Genomic DNA, 19,677 nt, shown 5'->3' on the forward strand with positions numbered 1-19,677 from the left:
AGATTATAATTTAATAAGTTTTGAATATACTCTTCTCGGATAGATGAAGAAGTAATAAATAATGATAGAGAATGTACCTAGTATAATAATATAGTTTAGTACATCAGGCATCTCTTTAGCATAGCGTGTTATAAAGCCCTCTATAAAAGCAGCTGTGATAACGAATGGTACCATCGCTAAGAATATTTTAAATCCATTCTTAAATCCTCGAATAAAGGAATTCTTTCTCGAGAAGGTTTTAGGAAATAGAAGACTTCCTCCAAATACAAAGCCTGCAAATGCCTCAATGATAATCCCTGTGATCTCTATAGCTCCATGTAACCATATCCCTCTAAAGCTATCCATAAAAGCATTTTCTCTAATAAACATATATTGAAACGCACCTAGCATAATGCCATTATAGAGTAGATAGAATAGTGTGCCTAACCCAGCGAAGATTCCGTATATAAAAAATTGTAGAGATACATATAGATTGTTAAACGCTATACCTACAAAGCTTCCCCAGTTACTACCAGATTTATAGATACCCATCGCGTCATCATTCTGTATATTATCTAACGTTAGATTAACATAATGATCTCCTAATATTAAACGAATAAACTCTAAATCATAATGAGCAGAAACAAAACCAATACCTACAATAATCAGAAAGGTTAGTACAGAAAAGTAAAGATAATTACGATTTTCATGCACAACTAGAGGTACTTCTGTTTTAAAGAAATAAACAAGTCTATTTTCCTCAATACGTTTTGTTTTGTAAATTTTTTGATAAGTTTGCGCTGCTAAAATATTGAGATATTGTGTAACTTTACTCTTGGGATAATAAGTTTGTGCATAGGATAAGTCATTCATTAACTGAATGTACATATCGGCTAAGTAATCAGGTTTATGAATTGAGTTAGAATATATTGTATGTTCATATTCAATCCATTTTTCTTTATTATATTTGATAAAAGCGACTTCTCTCATTTAAAAGCAGATAATTTATGGCTAATTTAACAATAAATACAACACAAAATATCAAAATAGAATTTAAAACTGCATCTATTGGTGAAAGAATGATTGCTTCTATTTTAGATCTTATTTTTAAGGGATTGTATTTGATTCTGATTTTTTATATTGTAAGTCAACTAAGAATAGTTAATGCTTTTATAGATGATTGGTCTAAAATTGCGGTTATGATTCTCATCGCTTCTCCTGCTTTGTTTTATACTCTATTTTTTGAGACGATTATGCAGGGAGCTACTCCTGGTAAGAAGATTATGAGGATTAAGGTAATTAAGATAGATGGCTATGAAGCTTCTGTGGTAGACTATGCTAGCCGTTGGGTAATGAGATTAGTAGATTTTTGGATAGGTTCAGCAGCAGTTGGTTTGATTACAATTATATGTACAGATAAGAGTCAGCGATTAGGTGATATTTTAGCAGGTACAGCAGTGATATCTGTTAAAGAAAGATTACTTTTGTCATCCACTATTTTTCAGGAAGTAGAGGAGGAGTACACCCCATTATTTGCGCAGGTGTTAAGTTTGACAGATAAAGATGTTTATATTATAAAAGAAGCTTTAACTACTTTTAAAGCAAATAGAGATCACGAGTTATTACAGAAGCTAGTCGTTAAACTTAAGAGCGTACTAGGTATAGGTGAGCTGAAGACACTCTCTGATCAGGAGTTTATAGAAACGGTATTAAAAGACTACAATTATTTAACAGCTAAGGTTTAGCGCATTATTTTTATACTATTTAATGTTTAATTTTTTCGATATTTTAGATTTGCTCGGAACATTAGCTTTTGCAATTTCGGGAGCATTAGCAGGGCGTGAAAGAAGGTTAGATCTGTTTGGGATGACTATTTTAGCATTCGCGACAGCTATTGGAGGAGGGACTATCAGAGATATGATGATCGGATGGACACCTGTGATGTGGCTTACTAATCTTAGTTATTTTTATGTAACCTTATTAGGGGTAGCTATGGCTATTGTGTTCTATAAGAAGTTTAACTTCTTGCGTTATTCTCTTTTCCTATTTGATACCATAGGTATCGCTGTGTTCACACTAATCGGTATAGAAAAAGGGATGACAGTAGGCTTACACCCGATTATCTGTGTTACCTTAGGTACGATTACTGCTTGTTTTGGAGGGGTTATTCGCGATATTTTAGCGAATAAGATTCCACTTATTTTTAAACAAGAGATCTATGCCACAGCATGTATCCTTGGAGGTTTGGTTTATTATTTACTAAATTATTTTGAGCTGAGTAAGGATATCTTATACGTAGGTACAGCAGGTATTATTATTCTGATTAGAGTATTAGCTGTGAAGTATAAGTGGAGTTTGCCATTTGCGAATGTGTAAGCTTGCTTTCTTAGAATAAATAACTAAAGAAAGAATATAAAGTGTATAGTACATATCATGATGTAGTATATACTTTTTTTTATTGATTATATTGTTAAATAATAGGTGGTTATAAAAGTGAAAGAGTAGAAGAACCTATATTACAAAGAGCTAAGGAGATAACAATGCATTGGTAATAATATAGCTACTCATACATCAGTACATTTTTTAAAGCCAGGTAAGTAAGTAATTTATTGTACTCTGAGAGCATTCTTATTCTTGTCTCACTTGATTTGAGTCCGTAGTGAGTCCGTTATGAGTCTGTAGTGAGTCCGTTAAATCAAGTAAAATAACGGACACAATATAGACCTATAGCATTATCATATAGCTTTTATACAAAATGAGACTAGAGCATCATACGTGCTTCAGTGCAATAGAGTGCTAATCCGAATCTTTGGATGATATGCGTTAGAAACTAAGTGTGGTTAATCTAATACTAAGATAAAATATTAGATCTATTATGATTAGAAAATAGTTTACTAATTAGGTTAGAGATAGGTACTAGTATAAGGATAGTAGCTAGCCCAATAGTGTTATACCATAGATAATGAATAGGAGTAGTGATGTATAGGGTAATAATAGTGATTTGAGTTAGTAAAATGGTGTAAAACAAAGCTTTATTATTGTTTTTAAAGTACATGGTCACTAGTAAAATACCAAGTAGAGTTCCTGAAAACAGAGAAGAGTACGCCCATAGTATTTGGATAAGATTTAAAAATACGGGAATATTATATACTATAATCAGAGCAAGGATAATAATAATAAGAGTAATGATATCATGATATCTTTTGCTGTCTGGATGAGGCAGAGCACTTGACTTGGTCTGAGATAACAGTTTTTTTGTTTTTTTTGATAGCCAATTTATTTCGTGAAATCCTATCGAAAGTAAACAGATAAAAAATAAAGCCATGATAACACCTGCTATCCCTGTGGGTACATGAAAGTTGATAAAGTGAAGAAGTATAAAGTCAGAATCATTCACTTCTACATTATGATTCGCCTTTTTAATTAATTTTTTTGCTTCTAGTTGAAGTTTATTTGCATTTTCTGTTAAGCTTAGTATTTGATCTTTTAGTATTTGATTACTGTAGTTCTGATAGATTTGCCCACTGTATAAGAAGCTAGCTTCTTTCTTTAAGTTCAATATTTTTTGATACTCTTGTTTGATATGGTCGTATTGTTCTGCATATTCAGATTGATATACTGTGTGTACATTATGAGGGTTGTAGTGTAGCGGGGCATCGTTAAACTGATAAAATGTAAATAACACACACCCTGTCAATAGAATAAAGAAATGAAATGGGACATTGAATAGCCCATTGATAATCAATCCATCCTTAGTCTTATCAGAGTATTTACTCTGTCTATATATCTGTAGAATCTTTGTATCTATAGATAATAGGGCGACGAATAGTATAGTACCATTTACTAAACATTTAAGCAAGTCAAAATTATCTTTTAAAGCAAGATCGCTATCGATCACGGTAAGTTTATCAAAAGAGGCGGTGAAGCTTAATGTATCTTCTAGATACATACCTTCTGGTAGTTTATATAATATGGTCAGAAAGATGATAGTCGTTATTATAATGGCGTATAATAACTGGTTTCGTCTAGGGAATAAATTGGTTTTGTTTTTAAAAAGAATGTTTAGAACGATAAAAATTGCACTTATGATTAAGAGTAAGATTTTGAAATCTATTTTTAATAAAATAGAGAGTATCATAGCCGTAGCATAGAATGTAATAGTAAGAACAAGTAATCTTAGGATTAGATAAATAATGCTGGTTAAGTAGTAGACTCTTTTATTAGACTTCGTCTTGATGTACTCAAATGCGCTTTTAGTATTGTGTTTTTTGTATTTTGGGATAATTAAGAATATAACGATAAATACGGCTAAGGGAATACCTAGATACAGCTGTAGGAATGTCATTCCTTGTGAATAAGCTTGTCCTGGAAGAGAGATAAAAGTGTATATAAAAGATTGTACCGCTATAATCTTGAAACCATAGTGTAGTGTTGACTTTTCGTAAATAGAGTTGTTATCTGCTTTATTAAGTTTAAAGTGCTTAATGGTGATAACAATAAATAAAATTAGTATAAAAATACTCCAATCAATTGCATTCATTTCAACGAAATTAAGGAGGTATAAACTGCAAATGATCTCGTGGTACTGTTCTTTATATAGCTAGAATAGAATCTATGATCTTCTATAAAGAGTACAGTATAGATAAGTGTTTGTGTTCTGAAGTAGTTTTATTGATTAGTTTTGACTTTATAAAAAAAAGACTAGTAAAACCTATAAATAGGTTAACTAGCCTTTCTTCTACTACCATTTGACTATTTAAACCGAAATGGTAAATACAAAATTTGTGCCACTATTATATTGTAGGATTGTCTATATCCTCTTTTTTATTGACTATAACGATTCCCTTTTGTAATAATAAACTGTTTGGATAAGAGATTTTCTCATTCTCTGTAGTGAGTAATATAGTACAGAATGCCTTGATATCAATGATCTTAGCTTCTATAGGAAAATCTTTGTCTTGTAATCTGATGGTATCTCCTATTCTAAATGGAAATGAGAAGAATAATAAGATTCCGGCAGTGATATTACTTAATAAAGACCACTGAGCGAACATCGCTACACCTATTACTGTAAATACAGACGTAAGTGTAACCATGAAATTCTCCGGCTGAACTCCCCAAATCGTTAGTATGAGAATTAGAAAAATAACAGATAGAAGTGTATTAAATAATCTGATGATCAGTAGTACTCGGCTATCTTTACGCTGTTCTTTAGTAGAGAATGATCGGATGATATATCCTATTAACTTTCTACAAGGAATATATAGAACTAATGTAATTACAGTCGCTATGATCTCTGTGTAATATTCTTTTAGCATATTTATTTTTTAATGAATTTTAGTAATTCTTCAACAAGCTCTTTAGTAGGTAAGCCTACTATATTAGTATAAGAACCATCTATTTTATCTATGCCTACTAATCCTATCCATTCTTGTATACCATAAGCCCCAGCCTTATCATAAGGTTTGTATTGGTCTATATAGAAATAAAGGGCTTCATCAGATAGGTCAGAGAAACTCACTTTAGTAATACAGTGGAATACACTTACGCTCTCCTTGCTCTTTAAACATACAGAACTGATTACTTCATGCTCATGACCACATAAGCTCTTCAGCATGGTATAGGCTTCATCTCTACTTTCAGGTTTGCCTAGTGAGGTATCATTATTCCATACTGTAGTATCACTGGTGATGATGATTTCGTTATCGTGTAGTATTTCTATAGCATCAGCCTTTGCTTTAGCGATATAGTCAGTGATTTGTTCTCTTACTAGTTCTTCAGGATAAGACTCATCTATATCCGAAGCTCGGACTGTAAAGGTGAATCCTAAGTCTGTTAAATATTGTTTACGTCTAGGAGAATTAGATCCTAGTACGATATTATAATCCTTAAATAGCTTATTAAGCATAGTTTTTATTAGTCAAATTTAGCGTTAAAGTGTTGAAACCACTTTTGTTGTGTTTTCATGACTTGTTCGATCACATCTCTCACAGCCCCTCTACCACCGTTAAGATGAGAGATATACTTAGAGATTCTTTTTATTTCTGGTGCAGCGTCCTGTGGAGCAGTAGGTAGTGCTACTTCTTGCATGATATGATAGTCAGGTATATCATCTCCCATGTATAATACAGTATCAGGATTGATGTTATTAGCTGCTATATACTCTTTAAATACTTTTACTTTATCAGGTACTCCTAAGTAGATGTCTTTCACTCCAAGATTAGCAAATCTAGTACGTACACCTTCATTACTACCTCCTGAGATAATACATACATTGTATCCGTTTTCGATAGCGGCTTTCATCGCATATCCATCTCTAATGTACATATCTCTTAGTAAATTTCCTTCTTGCGTTACGTGTACAGTACCATCTGTTAATACACCATCTACATCAAATATGAATGTAGTGATGTCATTCATTATTTCTTTAAAATGTTTAGACATTAGTTATTTTGTATTGAATTAGTTATAAGTTGATATATTTCTTTTTTTATTGGGTCATTTAGCGCTTCTAGATGACGGTCTATAGTTCCTTGATCATTACGTGCAGCAGGTCCTGTCTGGGCTTCTCTAGGAGATAAAGTCTGGACCTTAGTAGCAGTCTCTAGAATTAGAGGCTTTAGAATGTCAAAGGGCACCATATTCTCTTTACAAATATCTTCACCTAGTTTAAAAAGATGATTGGTGAAGTTGTTTACAAATACTGCTGCTAGGTGTATAGACTGTCTCTGGTCAGTAGAGATTTTATACACTCTTTCAGAAAAAGATAAAGCTAACTTTTCTAAAAGTTCAAAATCTTGTTTGTTACTAGCTTCGATACAATAAGGGATAAGGCTGAAATCAACCTCCTTATCGATAGAGAAAGTCTGTAGCATATAGAAGACTCCTTTTCTACTTGTGGTAGCAATAGAGTTCATCGGCATTGTCCCAGAAGTATGAACCACAAAGGCATCTTTTAAAGGGATGATAGAGGATACTTCTTCTATAGCATCATCACTAACTGCAATGATAAAAATATCTGCAGGTTTTAGCTCATTGATATCTGAAATAATTTGATTCTGAGAGACTAAGTCCTTAACTTTGTTAGGAGTTCGTGCATACACTTGTTGTAAACAAATATTGTCGTGTTCTAAAAAGTTTAGTATCAAGTGTCGAGCAACTTTACCAGAACCTAAAATGGATATTGAAATCATAGCAGTGAAGTTTAGTATTTGTTTGTAAACAGATAGTGTGTAAAAATAATAATTTGTAATGAGAAAAGATATAGAAAACATAGAAGATATTAAGGTATTAGTAGATACCTTTTATGGAAGAGTACAGGAGAATGAGTTTATCGGTCCTATTTTTAATAGTAAACTAGAGGGGAGATGGCCTGAGCATTTAGAGAAAATGTACGCCTTCTGGCAAACTATTCTATTAGAAGAGTATACATATAGAGGAAAACCTTTTCCTCCTCATGCACAGCTACCTGTAGAAGGCGAGCATTTTGAAGAATGGAAGAGAATCTTTAATGGTACGGTGGATGAACTATATGAAGGAAAAATAGCTGATGAAGCGAAGTGGCGAGCAGAGCGTATGGCTGCGATGTTCTTAAGTAAAATAGAGTACTTTAGAGAAGCAGGGATGAAGCCATTGGAGTAAAGAAGAATATAGTGTTATCATAAAACGGGGTTGCTTTAAATAGTAACTCCGTTTTTTTGTTAGTATCATATTGCTTTAATTTATCGCATTACTTTTTTTATTCTGTGTTAGATAATCTATAAACTTGTAGCATTAAATCAGTGCTTATGGATTTGTTTAGTGATTATAGTCAAGAGTTTACAAACATTCTTCCTTATGATGGAGAAGTTGATTATTATGGGATAGTATTTAATAAAGAGCAGTGTGACTACTATTATGATCAACTTTTGACTCATGTAGATTGGCAATGTGATCAAGCTATTATCTTTGGGAAGAAAGTAACTACTAAGCGAAAGGTGGCTTGGTATGGCGACATTCCATTTAGTTATACTTATTCGAATATTACAAAGACAGCATTGCTCTGGACGGAAGAGTTATTAGCATTAAAGAAAATAGTAGAAGAGAGGACAGGGGAGACTTATAATTCATGTCTTTTAAATTTATATCACACAGGAGAAGAGGGAATGGCGTGGCATAGCGATGGAGAGAAGGATTTAAAAAAACATGGAGCTATAGCTTCTCTGAGCTTTGGTGCAGTTCGTAAATTTGCTTTCAAACACAAAGAGAATGGAGTTAAGATTGATATTATCTTAGACAATGGAAGTCTATTAGTCATGAAAGGGACTACACAAGAAAATTGGCTACATAGATTACCTCCTACAAAAGTGGTTCATACTCCACGTATTAATCTTACCTTTAGAACCATCGAAATAAAAGAGTCTGTCTGATGAGAAAGAAGTCATTTAGTACACTGTCTAATGTGATAGAACAAGACTTGTGGAAGTCATTATCACTATTAGTACAAGAGCAGGTATTAGAAAATAAAGAAATGCTAATCTGCGAAGGAGAGGTAGCTGATAAGATAGTGTGGATAAAAAAGGGGGTTTTGCGTTCTTATTTTCTATTAGAAAGTGGAGAAGAGCGTACATACTGTATCACCTTCGACGAAAGTATGATGACAGCGATGACTTCCTTTATATCAGGACAACCATCTAAGGAGAATATACAGTCTATAGGCAAAACAGAATTATATGTCCTCTATAAAGCAGATGTAGATAAACTATGTGTAGATAGCATAGTATGGACAAACTTCTTTAAACAGTTATTAGAAGAGCAGTTTATGGAATTAGAAGAAAAACTCTTCGATATCCAACGTCTAGATGCTAAAGATAGGTACCTGAAGTTACTTCAGAACTATCCTCACTATATACAGCAGATACCTGGTATATACTTAGCTTCATTTTTAAATATTACCCCAAGGCATTTGAGTAGAATACGCAAGGAAGTGAATTTATAGACCTATGTCCTCTAGGATGTGGTAAAAAGACAAGACTTTTGTTCTTTACAGTAATCATTTAAGATATGAATATAGATAAAGAACTATTAATAGCACTTTCGTTAAGCGCTTGGACTCAGATACCCTATGACTCTCTTTTAGAGTATAATCCTCAACAAATACGCATAGAAGAGGAACGGTTAATGCTAGGGGAGGGAGCTATAACTATACCTCATGATATCAGTGTATATAATCAAGTAATTTCTACAGCATATAATACTTCTCTTAAAATAAGAATATATAAGCCAAGAGAAATAGAGAAACCCTTGCCTGTAGTCTTGTTCTTACATGGAGGAGCTTTTATTTTTGGAAGTCCAGAGCAGTATGATTTTCAGTTGCGAGATCTAATGAGAGAGGCTCAGGTTATCATAGTTTCTGTTGACTATAGATTAGCTCCAGAACATCCTTTTCCAGCAGCTTTAGAAGATAGTGTAAGTGCTCTAGAATGGTGTTATAGCAATATAGAAGCAATAGGAGGAAATAAACAGAATATCAGTGTGATGGGAAGTAGTGCAGGAGGAACAATAGCGTTATCACTCTTACACTTAAATAGAGATCATCATAATATCCCAATAAGCAATGCTTTTATTCTATATCCTCCTACATCAGATGAGCTGAATACTCCTTCTATGGACACTTATGCTTATGCACCTATGCAATCTAAGAAAAGTGCAACTTATATGTGGAAACATTATTTGTCAGGGGATAAGAATAAGTGGAGGGAATATGCAGTGCCTAATAAGATGCAGAACTACCAATCACTACCGTCTATGACAATGGTACTAGCAGAATATGATCCTCTAATAGATGAAGCAAAAGAGTATGTGACTTCTGTAGAGAGCAATGGAGGAAAAGTCACAGTCTTAGAAGTAAAAGGTGCTGTGCATACTTTTGATTTCTTTGAGTGTAAACTAACAGATGATTTTACAAAGTATAAGATAACGTATTATAAACAATTACACTTGAAGTAAGTATCTTTGTTTTATAACTTATATTCAATGAACAAACTTATACAACATATCGAAAAATTCGTAGGGACTTTATCAGTACCTGAAGCAGATTCTATTTTATCTTATTTTGAGCTGATCAAGGTCAAAAAGAAAGAGATTCTTTTAGAAGCAGATATGCTTTGTGATAAGTTATTCTTTGTGGAAGTAGGGTGCTTGAGAAGTTATTATATGAAGAATAATGGTATAGAACAGACTACGGATTTTGCCATAGAGAATTGGTGGTTAACGGATAATATGGCTTTTGAACAGCATACGAATAGTAACTTTTATATTCAAGCAGTAGAGAAGTCAGAAGTAATCGTGATTACTAGAGAACAATTTGTTTTACTAGTAGAGAAACACCCAATTATGGAGAAGTACTATAGACAAGTTTTTCAACGTGCATATGCTGCTGCTCAATATAGAGTGAAGTATTTGTACGAGTTTAGTAGAGAAGAGTTGTACTTCCACTTCGAAGAGAGATTTCCAGAGTTTATACAACGTATTCCTCAGTATTTAATGGCTTCTTATTTAGGGTTTAGCCCAGAGTATTTAAGTGAGATAAAGAAGAAGAGATTTTCTTAAACCTGTTTAAGTTTATTGATTAATCATAGCTTTAGATTTGTTGAAATTAAAAACAATAAAGTTACGATTATGAGAAAGACAATTTATGGTGTACAGCCTAAGGCGTATGAAGGAATGTTATTATTAGAAAAATACTTAAACGAATCAGAATTAACACCAATACATAAAGAGCTAATAAAGATTAGGGCATCTCAGTTAAATGGATGTGGGTACTGTTTAGATATTCATACACAAGACGCTTTAAAGCATGGAGAATCTGTTAGAAGATTATTAGTGTTAGCAGGGTGGCAAGAAACAGAGCTGTTTACAGAAGAAGAACGTGTGATTCTGGAGATGACTGAAGCGGTTACATTTATTCATCAAGGAGGAATTAGTGATACATTATATGCGCAAGCAGAAGAGTTATTTGGTGAAGTGTATTTAGCGCAACTTATTATGTGCATGGTTACTATAAACGCATGGAATAGAATAGGTGTAGCTACTCATCTTAAAGCAAAATAGTAATTATAGAATAGAAGCGGGATAGTATATCCTGCTTTTTTATTATACAGAAGTATTTGTTTTTAGTCAAATATGCTTTCTTTTAGAGGGGAATAGAAAAAATAAATATCAAAAAAAGTAATATTGATTTACTCATTTAAGTATATCTATTTGATTAATAGAATGTTGATTCACTTCTGTTTTGTGGTTAAAAAAGAGGGATTATTTGTGAATAATTGTCGAAATATTCATAATTTTAGTAAAGACCTATTGAGAATAGGGAGTAGAGAGCGCAAAATTCTCTCATTACGTATTACCTAATTCATTAATATCTATTACTATGATAAAAGATTACTTGAATAAATTAGTAGGCATTCGCTTAAAAGGTAGAAAGAAAGAATTAATACTAGGTATAGTATTAGCTTATAATGATAAGTGGTTATTAACGAAGTGTAATTCGGTCGATTATATTATAGATGGGTATGAGTTGATAGCTGTGGATAAAATATCTACTATAGAGCGTGGAGAAAATATTGCTTTTATTGAAGAAGTACTGAAAGCAAAACATGTTGACTTTTATAGTAGCCCTATTCAGTTAAAAGACAATATTTTTGATACTTTAAAAGCTATTGGGAATAAATATGGTGCTTTTGGATTAGAATTTAAGGAAGAGGATTGTGTCTATGTAGGGAAGTATATGGATAGTGATGATAGTGAGTATTTTGCATTCGAAGAGTTATCTGCTTCAGGTGAATGGTTTGAGGAGATAGAGGAATTTAAGGTGTCTAAAATTTATAAGATTGACTTTGATGGAGACTATGTAGAGTCTTTATTATTGTATGCGAATAGAAAACTAAGTGAATAAGAGTATTAGAAAATTTTAATGGTAGTTCATACATAGACTTGCATGATTATTGCATGTCGTTATAAGTAATTAAAGATGATGAGAAACTAATTTAAAAAGATCTATTATGAAAAGAGTTTTAAGTTTATTGACAGTATTGCTTCTAAGTTTTGCAGTGTTTAGTTGTAGCAGTGATGACGATTATATTGATTTGTCAGAACATGCAGGTGGTTTTACTATGGTAAATGCCTATGAGAGTGAAGATGCACTTATTTATGTTGCAGATGGTCGCCCTATTCAGAGTCCATATTATCCTCTGTTTTATCAGAGTGTAGGTTATGTGAATCTATGGCAAGGAAATAGATTAATAGACATCTATGGAGGTAATAAGGTCAAGCCAATTACTACAACTACGAAGAAGATAACTAGTGGGCAGTTTTATACTTCTTTTATAGGAGGGAACGAATCGAAGGTAATCCACTTTATAACAGAGGATAATGTTAAGAAAGCAACCCCTTTAAATGAAGTTAAGCAGTCAGGAGTTCGTTTCTTTAATTTGAGCTCGGATAATGTAGTAGCTACTGTTCAGTTTAATGATAAGACAGTAGTAAAGGAGTTTGAAAATAGAGTTCAAGACAATGAGACAACTGCTGTGAAAACACAGGAATTTAATGCATTAGATGCTAATAGTTATGCACTAACAATCAAAGATAAGGATGGTAAGGTACTCGCAACTAGAAAAGATGTTGTGTTTAAACCTTCACAGTTTTATTCTATTATCTTAATTGGTGCAAAAGATAATGCGAAAAAGCCTTACTATATAGGTGTTGTAAATCAAGTTGTAAAGTAAGAATGTAGTAACTTATAATAAGAAGTCCTTTAACGGTGTATTACTTTTAAAGGACTTTTTTTATGGATTGCATACAGTAGTATCTCTTTTTAAATGATATATTTACTAGTAGAATTAATGTCTGTTTACACAGAAGGACAAGAGTATGAATAGTATGTTTGAAAATAAACAAATCGATATCGATGCATTACCTCAAGTAGGGCAAGTAATGTTTAAAAACTTAGATTCTAGGTATCGAACAGTAGTCGGGATAAGGTTAATAATAATTTCTATTATTATCTTACTAATTGCTTTTACACCTTATATTTTTCAGTATTTGACGAGTGAACCTTTGTTGAATGAAGCATTGTTATACTCACTTATGGGATTAGGAGTTATATTGATTATTCTTATCTGTATTATCTCTATGAAGGGAGTAGCAATGAAAGGCTATGCGCTACGTGAGCTAGATATTATTTATAAAACAGGTATTATTAATAGATCTCAGACTGTTATTCCTTTTAATAGAGTGCAGCATGTAGGAGTATATGAAGGAGCATTACTACGTGTATTTAATTTATGTACTGTGGAGTTTTTTACTGCAGGAGGAGCATTAGGTGATCTGAAGATAACAGGGATATCTAAAGAGGAGGGAGAGCAACTAAAAGCGTATGTTATACAGAAGATAACGAAGTCTCCTCAACAGGCTTTAAGGACTAATCTAGATATTGTAGAACACTCACACGAATCTGTTCATGAATAAGAATAGTTTTTATCAGCCTACTAGACAAGCTACAATAGGAATCATTGCTAATTTTCTGAATGCTTTACAGAAGATAGTAAGAGCTTTTGTTCCTCTTATAGTCTTATTTTTAGTGAATAAGCGTATAGATTTACCTATTAGTATTTGGGGAGTAGTGATCTTAGGAAGTATCTTAAGTTTGGGAATAGCTTATTTAAGTTATCGTAACTTTCTGTTTTACATTGATGAAGAAACTAATTCTTTTATAATTCAAAAAGGGATTATTAATAAATCTAAAGTTACTATTCAACTAGAGAAAATACAACAGGTGAATCTTAATCAGAGTTTTATCAACAAAATAATCAATGTGTACTCTGTAGAAATAGACTCTGCAGGTAGTAAAGATAAAGAAGCTACCATCCCTTCTATGGCTTTATCAGATGCTAATGCATTAAAACAAATACTACTGAACTATAAGAATGAACACGTAATACAAGATACCTCAATAGACTTAGTAGATGGAGAACAAAACATTATAGAAGAGCAAGAAGATTCAAAACGAATCAGTATAACGACTCTTCTAAAAGTAGGTATAACGTCTAATTATCTATACACATTGGGGTTAATACTTGTATTCTTTAATATGGTGTATGATTCTATAGTGAGAAGTATTTCTATAGAAGAGTATATTGATAAAGAAGAGGTGACAAATTATATAGAAGGAGGGCTGCCTTTGGTCGCTTTTCTATACTTAGTTGTTTTTTTAGTGATTACGGTATTAGTAGTGAATGTGATCCGTACTTTGTTGCGATTTTGGGATTTTAAAGTGACATTTTCGAATAAGACATTGTTGTTGTCTCATGGATTACTATCTACACGAAATACAATCATTAGACCTAATCGAGTACAAAAAATAGAGATAGAGCAGAATTATTTTCAGAAGTTATTTGATATCTGTAGTTTGAAAATAAGCCAAGTAGCAGGGGATAAGGAGAATAATAAGAAATCAGGATTACAGATACCTGGCTGTTCTACTCAAGAGAGAAAGGATCTGTTTAAAATAATAATGGCTAAAGAAGATAACAAGGGGTACACTACTGTTCTAAAATATAATTATCGATACTTAGGATTTAGAGTATTCTTATTCATAGTTGTTCCTTTAGTGTTTTTAACCTTGTTCTTTAGAGCAAACTTTAGTTCTGTTACGTTTATAGGAATGGCAATGAGCTATAGTGTGATAATGTTATTAGCTCTTTATAGACTTTATAAAGTAGGATTACTTCAAGTAAATGAAGACTTCATCGTGATAAGAAGAGGAATATGGGATATCTCTCATATCTATTTAGAACCGCATAAGATACAGAAGATAGTGGTGTCACAGTTATGGTGGCAACAGTCTGCAGATGTAGGTAGTTTAAAGATATATACCGCAGGTGGAATAGTATCCTTTAGTACTACTCAGTATAGTGAGTTAGTGAAGTTAAGAGATAAATGGCTTTATCAGGTAGAATCATCAGCATTACACTGGATGTAATAAGTATAAAAAAACGAGGGAATACATACTATTCCCTCGTTTTTTATTCCTCTTCTTGTACTTTTTTTAAAGCACGGTTTAAGGTACGTGTAGTGATACCTAGATAAGAAGCCATATCTTCTTTAGAGATATGTACTTGTTCTTTCTCTTGTAGCTCTAACAGTTTTTCTAGTGCGTGTTCTACTGTATAAAGTTGTTGAAAAGATGCTCTTTCGCTAGTATGAAACACTCTTAATGCTTCTACTTCTAGTAGGGTGTTATTAAAGGTTATATCTGTTTTTAATAAATGTTCAAATACGGATAGAGGAATGATATAAGCACTTACGGGTGTTATAGCTTCTACTGAGCATAGACAGTTTTTTTTACCAATAAACTCTATCTCTCCCATTATCTCTCCTGTACTTAAGAACTCAGGGATATATTCCTTACCATTTTCTTCTGTGATATAGCATTTAGTAATCCCTTCTTTAATAACAATAACCTTAGTAACAGGATCACCCTGATGTAGTAGAACTTCTTTAGGCTTATAAGGTTGCAATAAAATTTTGTCATTAAAAACATCAGTCTGTGCCAATGATTCAATGTATGATAGAAAGTCAATATTTATTCTTAACATTTTTTTATAGCATTAAGGACAAATGTCCTATGTGAGTTATACAATAATAGTGATTTTTGCAGTATCAAAATTAAGTATTAATACTTATTAATTTAAATGAATTAAGGAGTTTTATACTAAGATTAAGAAGAATGCTGTGCTAGTGTTTTCATTAATTAAATTTGATAAGTTTTTTTCAATTATATATTACAAAGTGATAAGTGTTTTTTAAAATTAAAACGGGAGAGCAAGGTAAGTGGTGTTTTCCCGTTTTCTTATGTAAATGTAGAATTGAATTATTTTAGAACAATTTTGTGTTGTTTATTTGTTGTAGACAGCATTCATATAAATAATTGTGTTACGTGTGTTTAAAAAAGCAGGGAGAGTAGTGTGCACTACTCTCCCTGCTTTTTTATTTATTATAACTCTTTGATTCTAGCTGTTTAGCTGTAAATTGATAAAATGAAATAGCTTCATCTACATACTTAGATTGTACATCATCTATTGGAGTAAGAGGAGTTACTAGATTATTAACAGTCTGAGTATTGAATCCATATTGTCTTACCTTTTGATTAGGACTAAGGATGGTTAATGTGTTGTCTCGGATATAACCTAAATCTTGATAAGTAGCTATAAAGGCTCTTGGTTTATAATCTGCTTGTAAAACATTAGTTCCAAAAAATTTAGAGTCATATTTAAAGTTAAGTATACCTAATAAGGTAGGCATGACATCTATCTGTGAGATCATTTGATCAAATTGTTGTGGGATAAGCCCTTTAGGAGCATATATCATAGCAGGTATTCTATATTTATCTAGAGGTAGCTGTGTCTTACCCGCACTAGAAGCACAGTGGTCAGCTAAGATCACAAAGATGGTATTATCATACCATGGTTGTTCTTTAGCTAATGCAAAAAATTCTTTGATTGCATAGTCAGTATATCTAACTCCTTTATCTCTAGCACTAGTAAGGTCAGAGGTATCTAATACTCCATCAGGATAAGTGAAAGGTCTATGGTTACTTACAGTCATGATATGATTAAAGAAAGGGTTGCCTTGTTGATATTCTTCATTCATTACTTCTATGGCTTTCTTAGCCATATCTCCATCTGCTACTCCCCATACATTCTGAAAGGTAATCTGATCAGGCTTAAAATTAGACTTATCTACAATGCTATAATTATTGCCTTCGAAGAAGTCTTGCATATTATCGAAATATGCGTCTCCTCCATATAGATACTTAACAGTGTATCCATTTTTAGCAAATATACTTCCTGTTGTAAATTTATCTTTATTGTCTTTACGCTTTACAACGCTTTCACCAGGAGAAGGTGGTATAGACAGCGTTATAGCTTCTAGTCCACGTACAGTTCTGTTACCAGTAGCATATGTAGAGGTAAAGAATAAGCTTTTCATCGCTAGACTATCTAAGAAAGGAGTAAGTTTATTTGTATTGCCATAAAACTCCATAAAGTCTGCACTAAGGCTCTCTATGCTTATGAGGACTACATTTTTTTTGGTAGTTGTACTATCATTATCGATATTTCTAAGAAGTGAAGAAGCTCCATTATATTGAGGGTAGAATTGTTTAATATTTTTAGCTAGTTCATCATCAGGTAGCGTATTGTAGAACTTAAAATAATCAATGACACTGTTATTAAAAGCTTGATAGAATTTAAAAACCCCATTACTTTCTAATTCTTCAGCGAATATATTATCTGTATTTAGAGGAGTCATTACCTTAGTAATAGCAGATAAAGAAATTCCAAATACAAGTAAATAAACAATACTAAGTATAACCTTATTTTTCAATGGAGCAAGATGTTCTATAACATACTCTGTTTTTTTGAAAATGTAATATGTAGTTAATAATGTGATTAAAGCGATGATGCTAAATAATGGAACCACTGGATAAGACTCCATAATATTACCAATGACTTCATTAGTATATACGAGATAATCAACTGCGATAAAGTTATATCTAACACCAAACTCATTCCAAAAAAAGAATTCACTCACTGTGTTTTGCACAAGGATTAATACGAAGATAAATAATGTAAGAGCATAACTTATTTTTCGAACGGTTGTTCTATGTTGAGGTAAGAAAAGACAGATGCCGAATAACACTGTTTTTATAGATAAGAAGGTAATAGCTATCTCAGGAAGTACACCACCATATTCTGATATAATAGTTTTGCCAAAGGTAACCCATCCCCATAAACCTAATAGGATAGCGAATATGATATATCCATAGGGTTTATTATACTTCTGATTTGAAAAGAAAATAAAGTAGAGCCAAAATATAAAATATCCTATACTGAATATGAGAATATCACGGATAAAACCTAGCCCAAATACAGATAATACTTCTCCTGAGGTAAAAGTAGAAGTGGTTATAGGGTGATTAATTAATACAATGCGGAGTACAAAATTCAGTAATAAGTAAAAACAAAGTAAGTATTTATACGGAATAAAGAATGATGGATTGTTTGACATAGTGATTGAGTTTTTTGTGTAATCTGTTTATTGTTTTTTCTATAACAATAAAGTAATATATTTTATTGTGTTTTTAATGTTATTATTTTGGTAATAATTAATTGAATGTGTATTTATTTTTTATTTAATGTATTAATGCTTTGCTTTAATTAGATTTAATATAATTATGGTGGTGTTATATATGAAATATAACGAGTATAGAGTGGTTGGTATAAAATTAGAAGTGGAATAGGTCTAAATCTAAAAGTGGACTATTCTTTCTTTTTTCTTTCCTTTTATTTTTGAAATATCTATCATAAATAAACAAAGAGAAAATGGAAATTAGACACAACTGGACTAAAGCTGAGATTCAATCAATATATGATACTCCTTTATTAGAATTAATTCATCAAGCTTCTTTAGTACATCGTCAATATCACAATCCAGAGGAAGTACAAGTAAGTACTTTATTGTCTATTAAAACAGGAGGGTGTGTAGAGGATTGTTCTTACTGTGGACAGGCAGCTAGATATCATACAGATATAAAGGTACAGCGACTACTGCCTTTAGAGACTGTATTAGGCACTGCTAAAAAAGCAAAGGAAGCAGGGTCTTCTCGATTTTGTATGGCAGCTGCATGGAGAGAGGTAAGAGATAACAAAGACTTCGATAAAGTACTTGATATGGTTAAAGGTGTAAATGAAATGGGATTAGAAGTCTGTTGTACTTTAGGAATGTTAACAGAGGAACAAGCTAAAAGATTACAAGAGGCTGGCTTATATGCTTATAATCACAATTTAGACACCTCAGAAGATCACTATGACAAGGTTATCTCTACTCGTACATTTTCTAATCGTATTAATACTATTGATAATGTGCGCAAGGCAGGTATAACAGTATGTTCAGGAGGTATAATTGGTTTAGGAGAAAATGATGTAGATAGAATATCTATGTTGCATACCTTAGCTACTATGGATACACATCCAGAATCTGTACCTATTAATGCTTTAGTACGTGTAAAAGGGACACCTATGGAAGAAATGCCTAAAGTAGAAACTTGGGATATGATCAGAATGATTGCTACAGCTCGTATTGTGATGCCTACTACTATGGTGAGGTTAAGTGCTGGGCGTATAGAAATGTCTGATTATGAACAGGCAATGTGTTTTATGGCTGGAGCTAACTCAATGTTTTCAGGAGATAACGAAACATTATTAGTGACTCCTAATCCTAGTCTATCATCAGACCAAAGATTATTGAATAACTTAGGGTTGAAACCAATGCTATCTAAAAAAGAAGTAGAAGTATAAAAGATATTTTTATTTATAATATGTACTGAGAGTCTTAATCAATGTGATTAAGGCTCTTTTTGGTTAAAAAGTAGAATAATTGTTTAAAGTAGCTATTTAGGAATAGTTTTTGTCTGTAAAAATATTGATAATGTGTTTAGAGTATAGATAAGGTTTTATAAGTATTGAAAAGGGTTTTTTGAAATACTTAGGTGTTATATCGTGTTTTAGGTGAGATATGATGTATTTTATTGATGTAGAGTGAGTTATTGTGTTTGTAGATTCCAGAGCTAGTGACGGTGGGGACTGTTGTTTTGTAAGC

General features: G+C 32.3%; 21 protein-coding genes. 13 read left to right on the forward strand and 8 right to left on the reverse strand.

Annotated features, from left to right (window positions below; genetic code table 11):
* Nucleotides 1-3 precede the first annotated feature (3 nt).
* Nucleotides 4-969: a stage II sporulation protein M gene (locus tag MODO_RS13950; RefSeq protein WP_006259427.1), complete on the reverse strand. Its 966-nt coding sequence runs from the start codon at nt 967-969 to the stop codon at nt 4-6.
* A gap of 17 nt (nt 970-986) precedes the next feature.
* Here MODO_RS13950 and MODO_RS13955 point away from each other — a divergent pair, with 17 nt between their 5' ends.
* Both MODO_RS13955 and MODO_RS13960 read left to right on the forward strand, forming a co-directional pair.
* Nucleotides 987-1,724 carry an RDD family protein gene (locus MODO_RS13955; RefSeq protein WP_006259426.1) on the forward strand — a complete coding sequence of 246 codons (738 nt, stop codon included), beginning with the start codon at nt 987-989 and terminating at the stop codon, nt 1,722-1,724.
* A gap of 22 nt (nt 1,725-1,746) precedes the next feature.
* Complete coding sequence (locus MODO_RS13960; protein WP_006259425.1) at nt 1,747-2,355, forward strand: trimeric intracellular cation channel family protein; 609 nt, start codon at nt 1,747-1,749, stop codon at nt 2,353-2,355.
* 475 nt (nt 2,356-2,830) lie between these two features.
* Here MODO_RS13960 and MODO_RS13965 read toward each other — a convergent pair whose 3' ends face one another.
* The 5 genes from MODO_RS13965 to MODO_RS13985 all read right to left on the reverse strand — a co-directional run bounded on the left by MODO_RS13965 (nt 2,831) and on the right by MODO_RS13985 (nt 7,172).
* On the reverse strand, nt 2,831-4,519 hold the full coding sequence (locus MODO_RS13965) for an SLC5/6 family protein (RefSeq protein WP_006259423.1): 1,689 nt from the start codon (nt 4,517-4,519) through the stop codon (nt 2,831-2,833).
* Between the two features lie 253 nt (nt 4,520-4,772).
* Nucleotides 4,773-5,297 carry a mechanosensitive ion channel domain-containing protein gene (locus MODO_RS13970; RefSeq protein ID WP_006259422.1) on the reverse strand — a complete coding sequence of 175 codons (525 nt, stop codon included), beginning with the start codon at nt 5,295-5,297 and terminating at the stop codon, nt 4,773-4,775.
* Between the two features lie 2 nt (nt 5,298-5,299).
* Entirely contained in the window at nt 5,300-5,887 is a 588-nt protein-coding gene (locus tag MODO_RS13975; protein WP_006259421.1) for a Maf family nucleotide pyrophosphatase, read from the reverse strand.
* Nucleotides 5,888-5,895: 8 nt separating this feature from the next.
* The gene (locus MODO_RS13980) at nt 5,896-6,423 is read right to left on the reverse strand and encodes a KdsC family phosphatase (RefSeq protein ID WP_006259420.1); all 528 of its coding nucleotides are present in this window, start codon (nt 6,421-6,423) and stop codon (nt 5,896-5,898) included.
* Complete coding sequence (locus MODO_RS13985; protein ID WP_006259419.1) at nt 6,423-7,172, reverse strand: Rossmann-like and DUF2520 domain-containing protein; 750 nt, start codon at nt 7,170-7,172, stop codon at nt 6,423-6,425. The genes MODO_RS13980 and MODO_RS13985 overlap by 1 nt, the downstream gene beginning before the upstream one ends.
* A 58-nt stretch (nt 7,173-7,230) precedes the next feature.
* Between MODO_RS13985 and MODO_RS13990 the strand changes: the two genes are divergently transcribed.
* The 10 genes from MODO_RS13990 to MODO_RS14035 all read left to right on the forward strand — a co-directional run bounded on the left by MODO_RS13990 (nt 7,231) and on the right by MODO_RS14035 (nt 14,998).
* A complete protein-coding gene (locus tag MODO_RS13990; protein ID WP_006259418.1) occupies nt 7,231-7,620 on the forward strand; it encodes a group III truncated hemoglobin in 390 nt (129 codons plus the stop codon).
* Between the two features lie 146 nt (nt 7,621-7,766).
* Nucleotides 7,767-8,387 (forward strand): alpha-ketoglutarate-dependent dioxygenase AlkB family protein, encoded by a 621-nt coding sequence (locus MODO_RS13995; RefSeq protein WP_006259417.1) that lies wholly within the window; start codon nt 7,767-7,769, stop codon nt 8,385-8,387.
* Complete coding sequence (locus MODO_RS14000; protein ID WP_006259416.1) at nt 8,387-8,956, forward strand: Crp/Fnr family transcriptional regulator; 570 nt, start codon at nt 8,387-8,389, stop codon at nt 8,954-8,956. The genes MODO_RS13995 and MODO_RS14000 overlap by 1 nt, the downstream gene beginning before the upstream one ends.
* 65 nt (nt 8,957-9,021) lie before the next feature.
* Nucleotides 9,022-9,966, forward strand: a complete 945-nt coding sequence (locus tag MODO_RS14005; RefSeq protein ID WP_006259415.1) for an alpha/beta hydrolase — start codon at nt 9,022-9,024, stop codon at nt 9,964-9,966.
* A gap of 27 nt (nt 9,967-9,993) precedes the next feature.
* Nucleotides 9,994-10,569: a Crp/Fnr family transcriptional regulator gene (locus MODO_RS14010; RefSeq protein ID WP_006259414.1), complete on the forward strand. Its 576-nt coding sequence runs from the start codon at nt 9,994-9,996 to the stop codon at nt 10,567-10,569.
* Between the two features lie 69 nt (nt 10,570-10,638).
* Nucleotides 10,639-11,070, forward strand: coding sequence for a carboxymuconolactone decarboxylase family protein (locus tag MODO_RS14015; protein ID WP_006259413.1), 432 nt, complete (start codon nt 10,639-10,641; stop codon nt 11,068-11,070).
* 319 nt (nt 11,071-11,389) lie between these two features.
* On the forward strand, nt 11,390-11,914 hold the full coding sequence (locus MODO_RS14020) for a hypothetical protein (RefSeq protein ID WP_006259412.1): 525 nt from the start codon (nt 11,390-11,392) through the stop codon (nt 11,912-11,914).
* Nucleotides 11,915-12,020: 106 nt separating this feature from the next.
* Nucleotides 12,021-12,743, forward strand: coding sequence for a DUF4397 domain-containing protein (locus MODO_RS14025; RefSeq protein WP_006259411.1), 723 nt, complete (start codon nt 12,021-12,023; stop codon nt 12,741-12,743).
* A gap of 145 nt (nt 12,744-12,888) precedes the next feature.
* A complete protein-coding gene (locus MODO_RS14030) occupies nt 12,889-13,485 on the forward strand; it encodes a PH domain-containing protein (protein ID WP_006259410.1) in 597 nt (198 codons plus the stop codon).
* Nucleotides 13,478-14,998 (forward strand): PH domain-containing protein, encoded by a 1,521-nt coding sequence (locus MODO_RS14035; protein WP_006259409.1) that lies wholly within the window; start codon nt 13,478-13,480, stop codon nt 14,996-14,998. The genes MODO_RS14030 and MODO_RS14035 overlap by 8 nt, the downstream gene beginning before the upstream one ends.
* A gap of 43 nt (nt 14,999-15,041) precedes the next feature.
* On the opposite strand, the gene MODO_RS14040 is transcribed toward MODO_RS14035, so the two are convergent.
* Both MODO_RS14040 and MODO_RS14045 read right to left on the reverse strand, forming a co-directional pair.
* Nucleotides 15,042-15,614: a Crp/Fnr family transcriptional regulator gene (locus MODO_RS14040; protein ID WP_006259408.1), complete on the reverse strand. Its 573-nt coding sequence runs from the start codon at nt 15,612-15,614 to the stop codon at nt 15,042-15,044.
* A gap of 391 nt (nt 15,615-16,005) precedes the next feature.
* Complete coding sequence (locus tag MODO_RS14045; RefSeq protein ID WP_006259407.1) at nt 16,006-18,087, reverse strand: LTA synthase family protein; 2,082 nt, start codon at nt 18,085-18,087, stop codon at nt 16,006-16,008.
* A gap of 314 nt (nt 18,088-18,401) precedes the next feature.
* Between MODO_RS14045 and bioB the strand changes: the two genes are divergently transcribed.
* Nucleotides 18,402-19,376, forward strand: a complete 975-nt coding sequence (gene bioB / locus MODO_RS14050) for a biotin synthase BioB (RefSeq protein WP_006259406.1) — start codon at nt 18,402-18,404, stop codon at nt 19,374-19,376.
* The last annotated feature ends 301 nt before the right edge of the window (nt 19,377-19,677 follow it).

It is taken from the genome of Myroides odoratimimus (assembly GCF_001485415.1).
Taxonomy (GTDB): domain Bacteria; phylum Bacteroidota; class Bacteroidia; order Flavobacteriales; family Flavobacteriaceae; genus Flavobacterium; species Flavobacterium odoratimimum.

Bases quoted from the DNA above. Each gene is read 5' to 3' on its own strand.
- MODO_RS13960 (WP_006259425.1), top strand. From the start codon at position 1,747: ATGTTTAATTTTTTCGATATTTTAGATTTGCTCGGAACATTAGCTTTT.
- MODO_RS14005 (WP_006259415.1), top strand. From the start codon at position 9,022: ATGAATATAGATAAAGAACTATTAATAGCACTTTCGTTAAGCGCTTGG.
- MODO_RS13950 (WP_006259427.1), bottom strand. From the start codon at position 969: ATGAGAGAAGTCGCTTTTATCAAATATAATAAAGAAAAATGGATTGAA.
- MODO_RS13970 (WP_006259422.1), bottom strand. From the start codon at position 5,297: ATGCTAAAAGAATATTACACAGAGATCATAGCGACTGTAATTACATTA.
- MODO_RS14015 (WP_006259413.1), top strand. From the start codon at position 10,639: ATGAGAAAGACAATTTATGGTGTACAGCCTAAGGCGTATGAAGGAATG.
- MODO_RS13985 (WP_006259419.1), bottom strand. From the start codon at position 7,172: ATGATTTCAATATCCATTTTAGGTTCTGGTAAAGTTGCTCGACACTTG.
- MODO_RS13990 (WP_006259418.1), top strand. From the start codon at position 7,231: ATGAGAAAAGATATAGAAAACATAGAAGATATTAAGGTATTAGTAGAT.
- MODO_RS13965 (WP_006259423.1), bottom strand. From the start codon at position 4,519: ATGAATGCAATTGATTGGAGTATTTTTATACTAATTTTATTTATTGTT.
- MODO_RS14000 (WP_006259416.1), top strand. From the start codon at position 8,387: ATGAGAAAGAAGTCATTTAGTACACTGTCTAATGTGATAGAACAAGAC.
- MODO_RS14010 (WP_006259414.1), top strand. From the start codon at position 9,994: ATGAACAAACTTATACAACATATCGAAAAATTCGTAGGGACTTTATCA.
- MODO_RS14040 (WP_006259408.1), bottom strand. From the start codon at position 15,614: ATGTTAAGAATAAATATTGACTTTCTATCATACATTGAATCATTGGCA.
- MODO_RS14030 (WP_006259410.1), top strand. From the start codon at position 12,889: ATGAATAGTATGTTTGAAAATAAACAAATCGATATCGATGCATTACCT.
- bioB (WP_006259406.1), top strand. From the start codon at position 18,402: ATGGAAATTAGACACAACTGGACTAAAGCTGAGATTCAATCAATATAT.
- MODO_RS13995 (WP_006259417.1), top strand. From the start codon at position 7,767: ATGGATTTGTTTAGTGATTATAGTCAAGAGTTTACAAACATTCTTCCT.
- MODO_RS14045 (WP_006259407.1), bottom strand. From the start codon at position 18,087: ATGTCAAACAATCCATCATTCTTTATTCCGTATAAATACTTACTTTGT.
- MODO_RS13975 (WP_006259421.1), bottom strand. From the start codon at position 5,887: ATGCTTAATAAGCTATTTAAGGATTATAATATCGTACTAGGATCTAAT.
- MODO_RS14025 (WP_006259411.1), top strand. From the start codon at position 12,021: ATGAAAAGAGTTTTAAGTTTATTGACAGTATTGCTTCTAAGTTTTGCA.
- MODO_RS14035 (WP_006259409.1), top strand. From the start codon at position 13,478: ATGAATAAGAATAGTTTTTATCAGCCTACTAGACAAGCTACAATAGGA.
- MODO_RS13955 (WP_006259426.1), top strand. From the start codon at position 987: ATGGCTAATTTAACAATAAATACAACACAAAATATCAAAATAGAATTT.
- MODO_RS13980 (WP_006259420.1), bottom strand. From the start codon at position 6,423: ATGTCTAAACATTTTAAAGAAATAATGAATGACATCACTACATTCATA.
- MODO_RS14020 (WP_006259412.1), top strand. From the start codon at position 11,390: ATGATAAAAGATTACTTGAATAAATTAGTAGGCATTCGCTTAAAAGGT.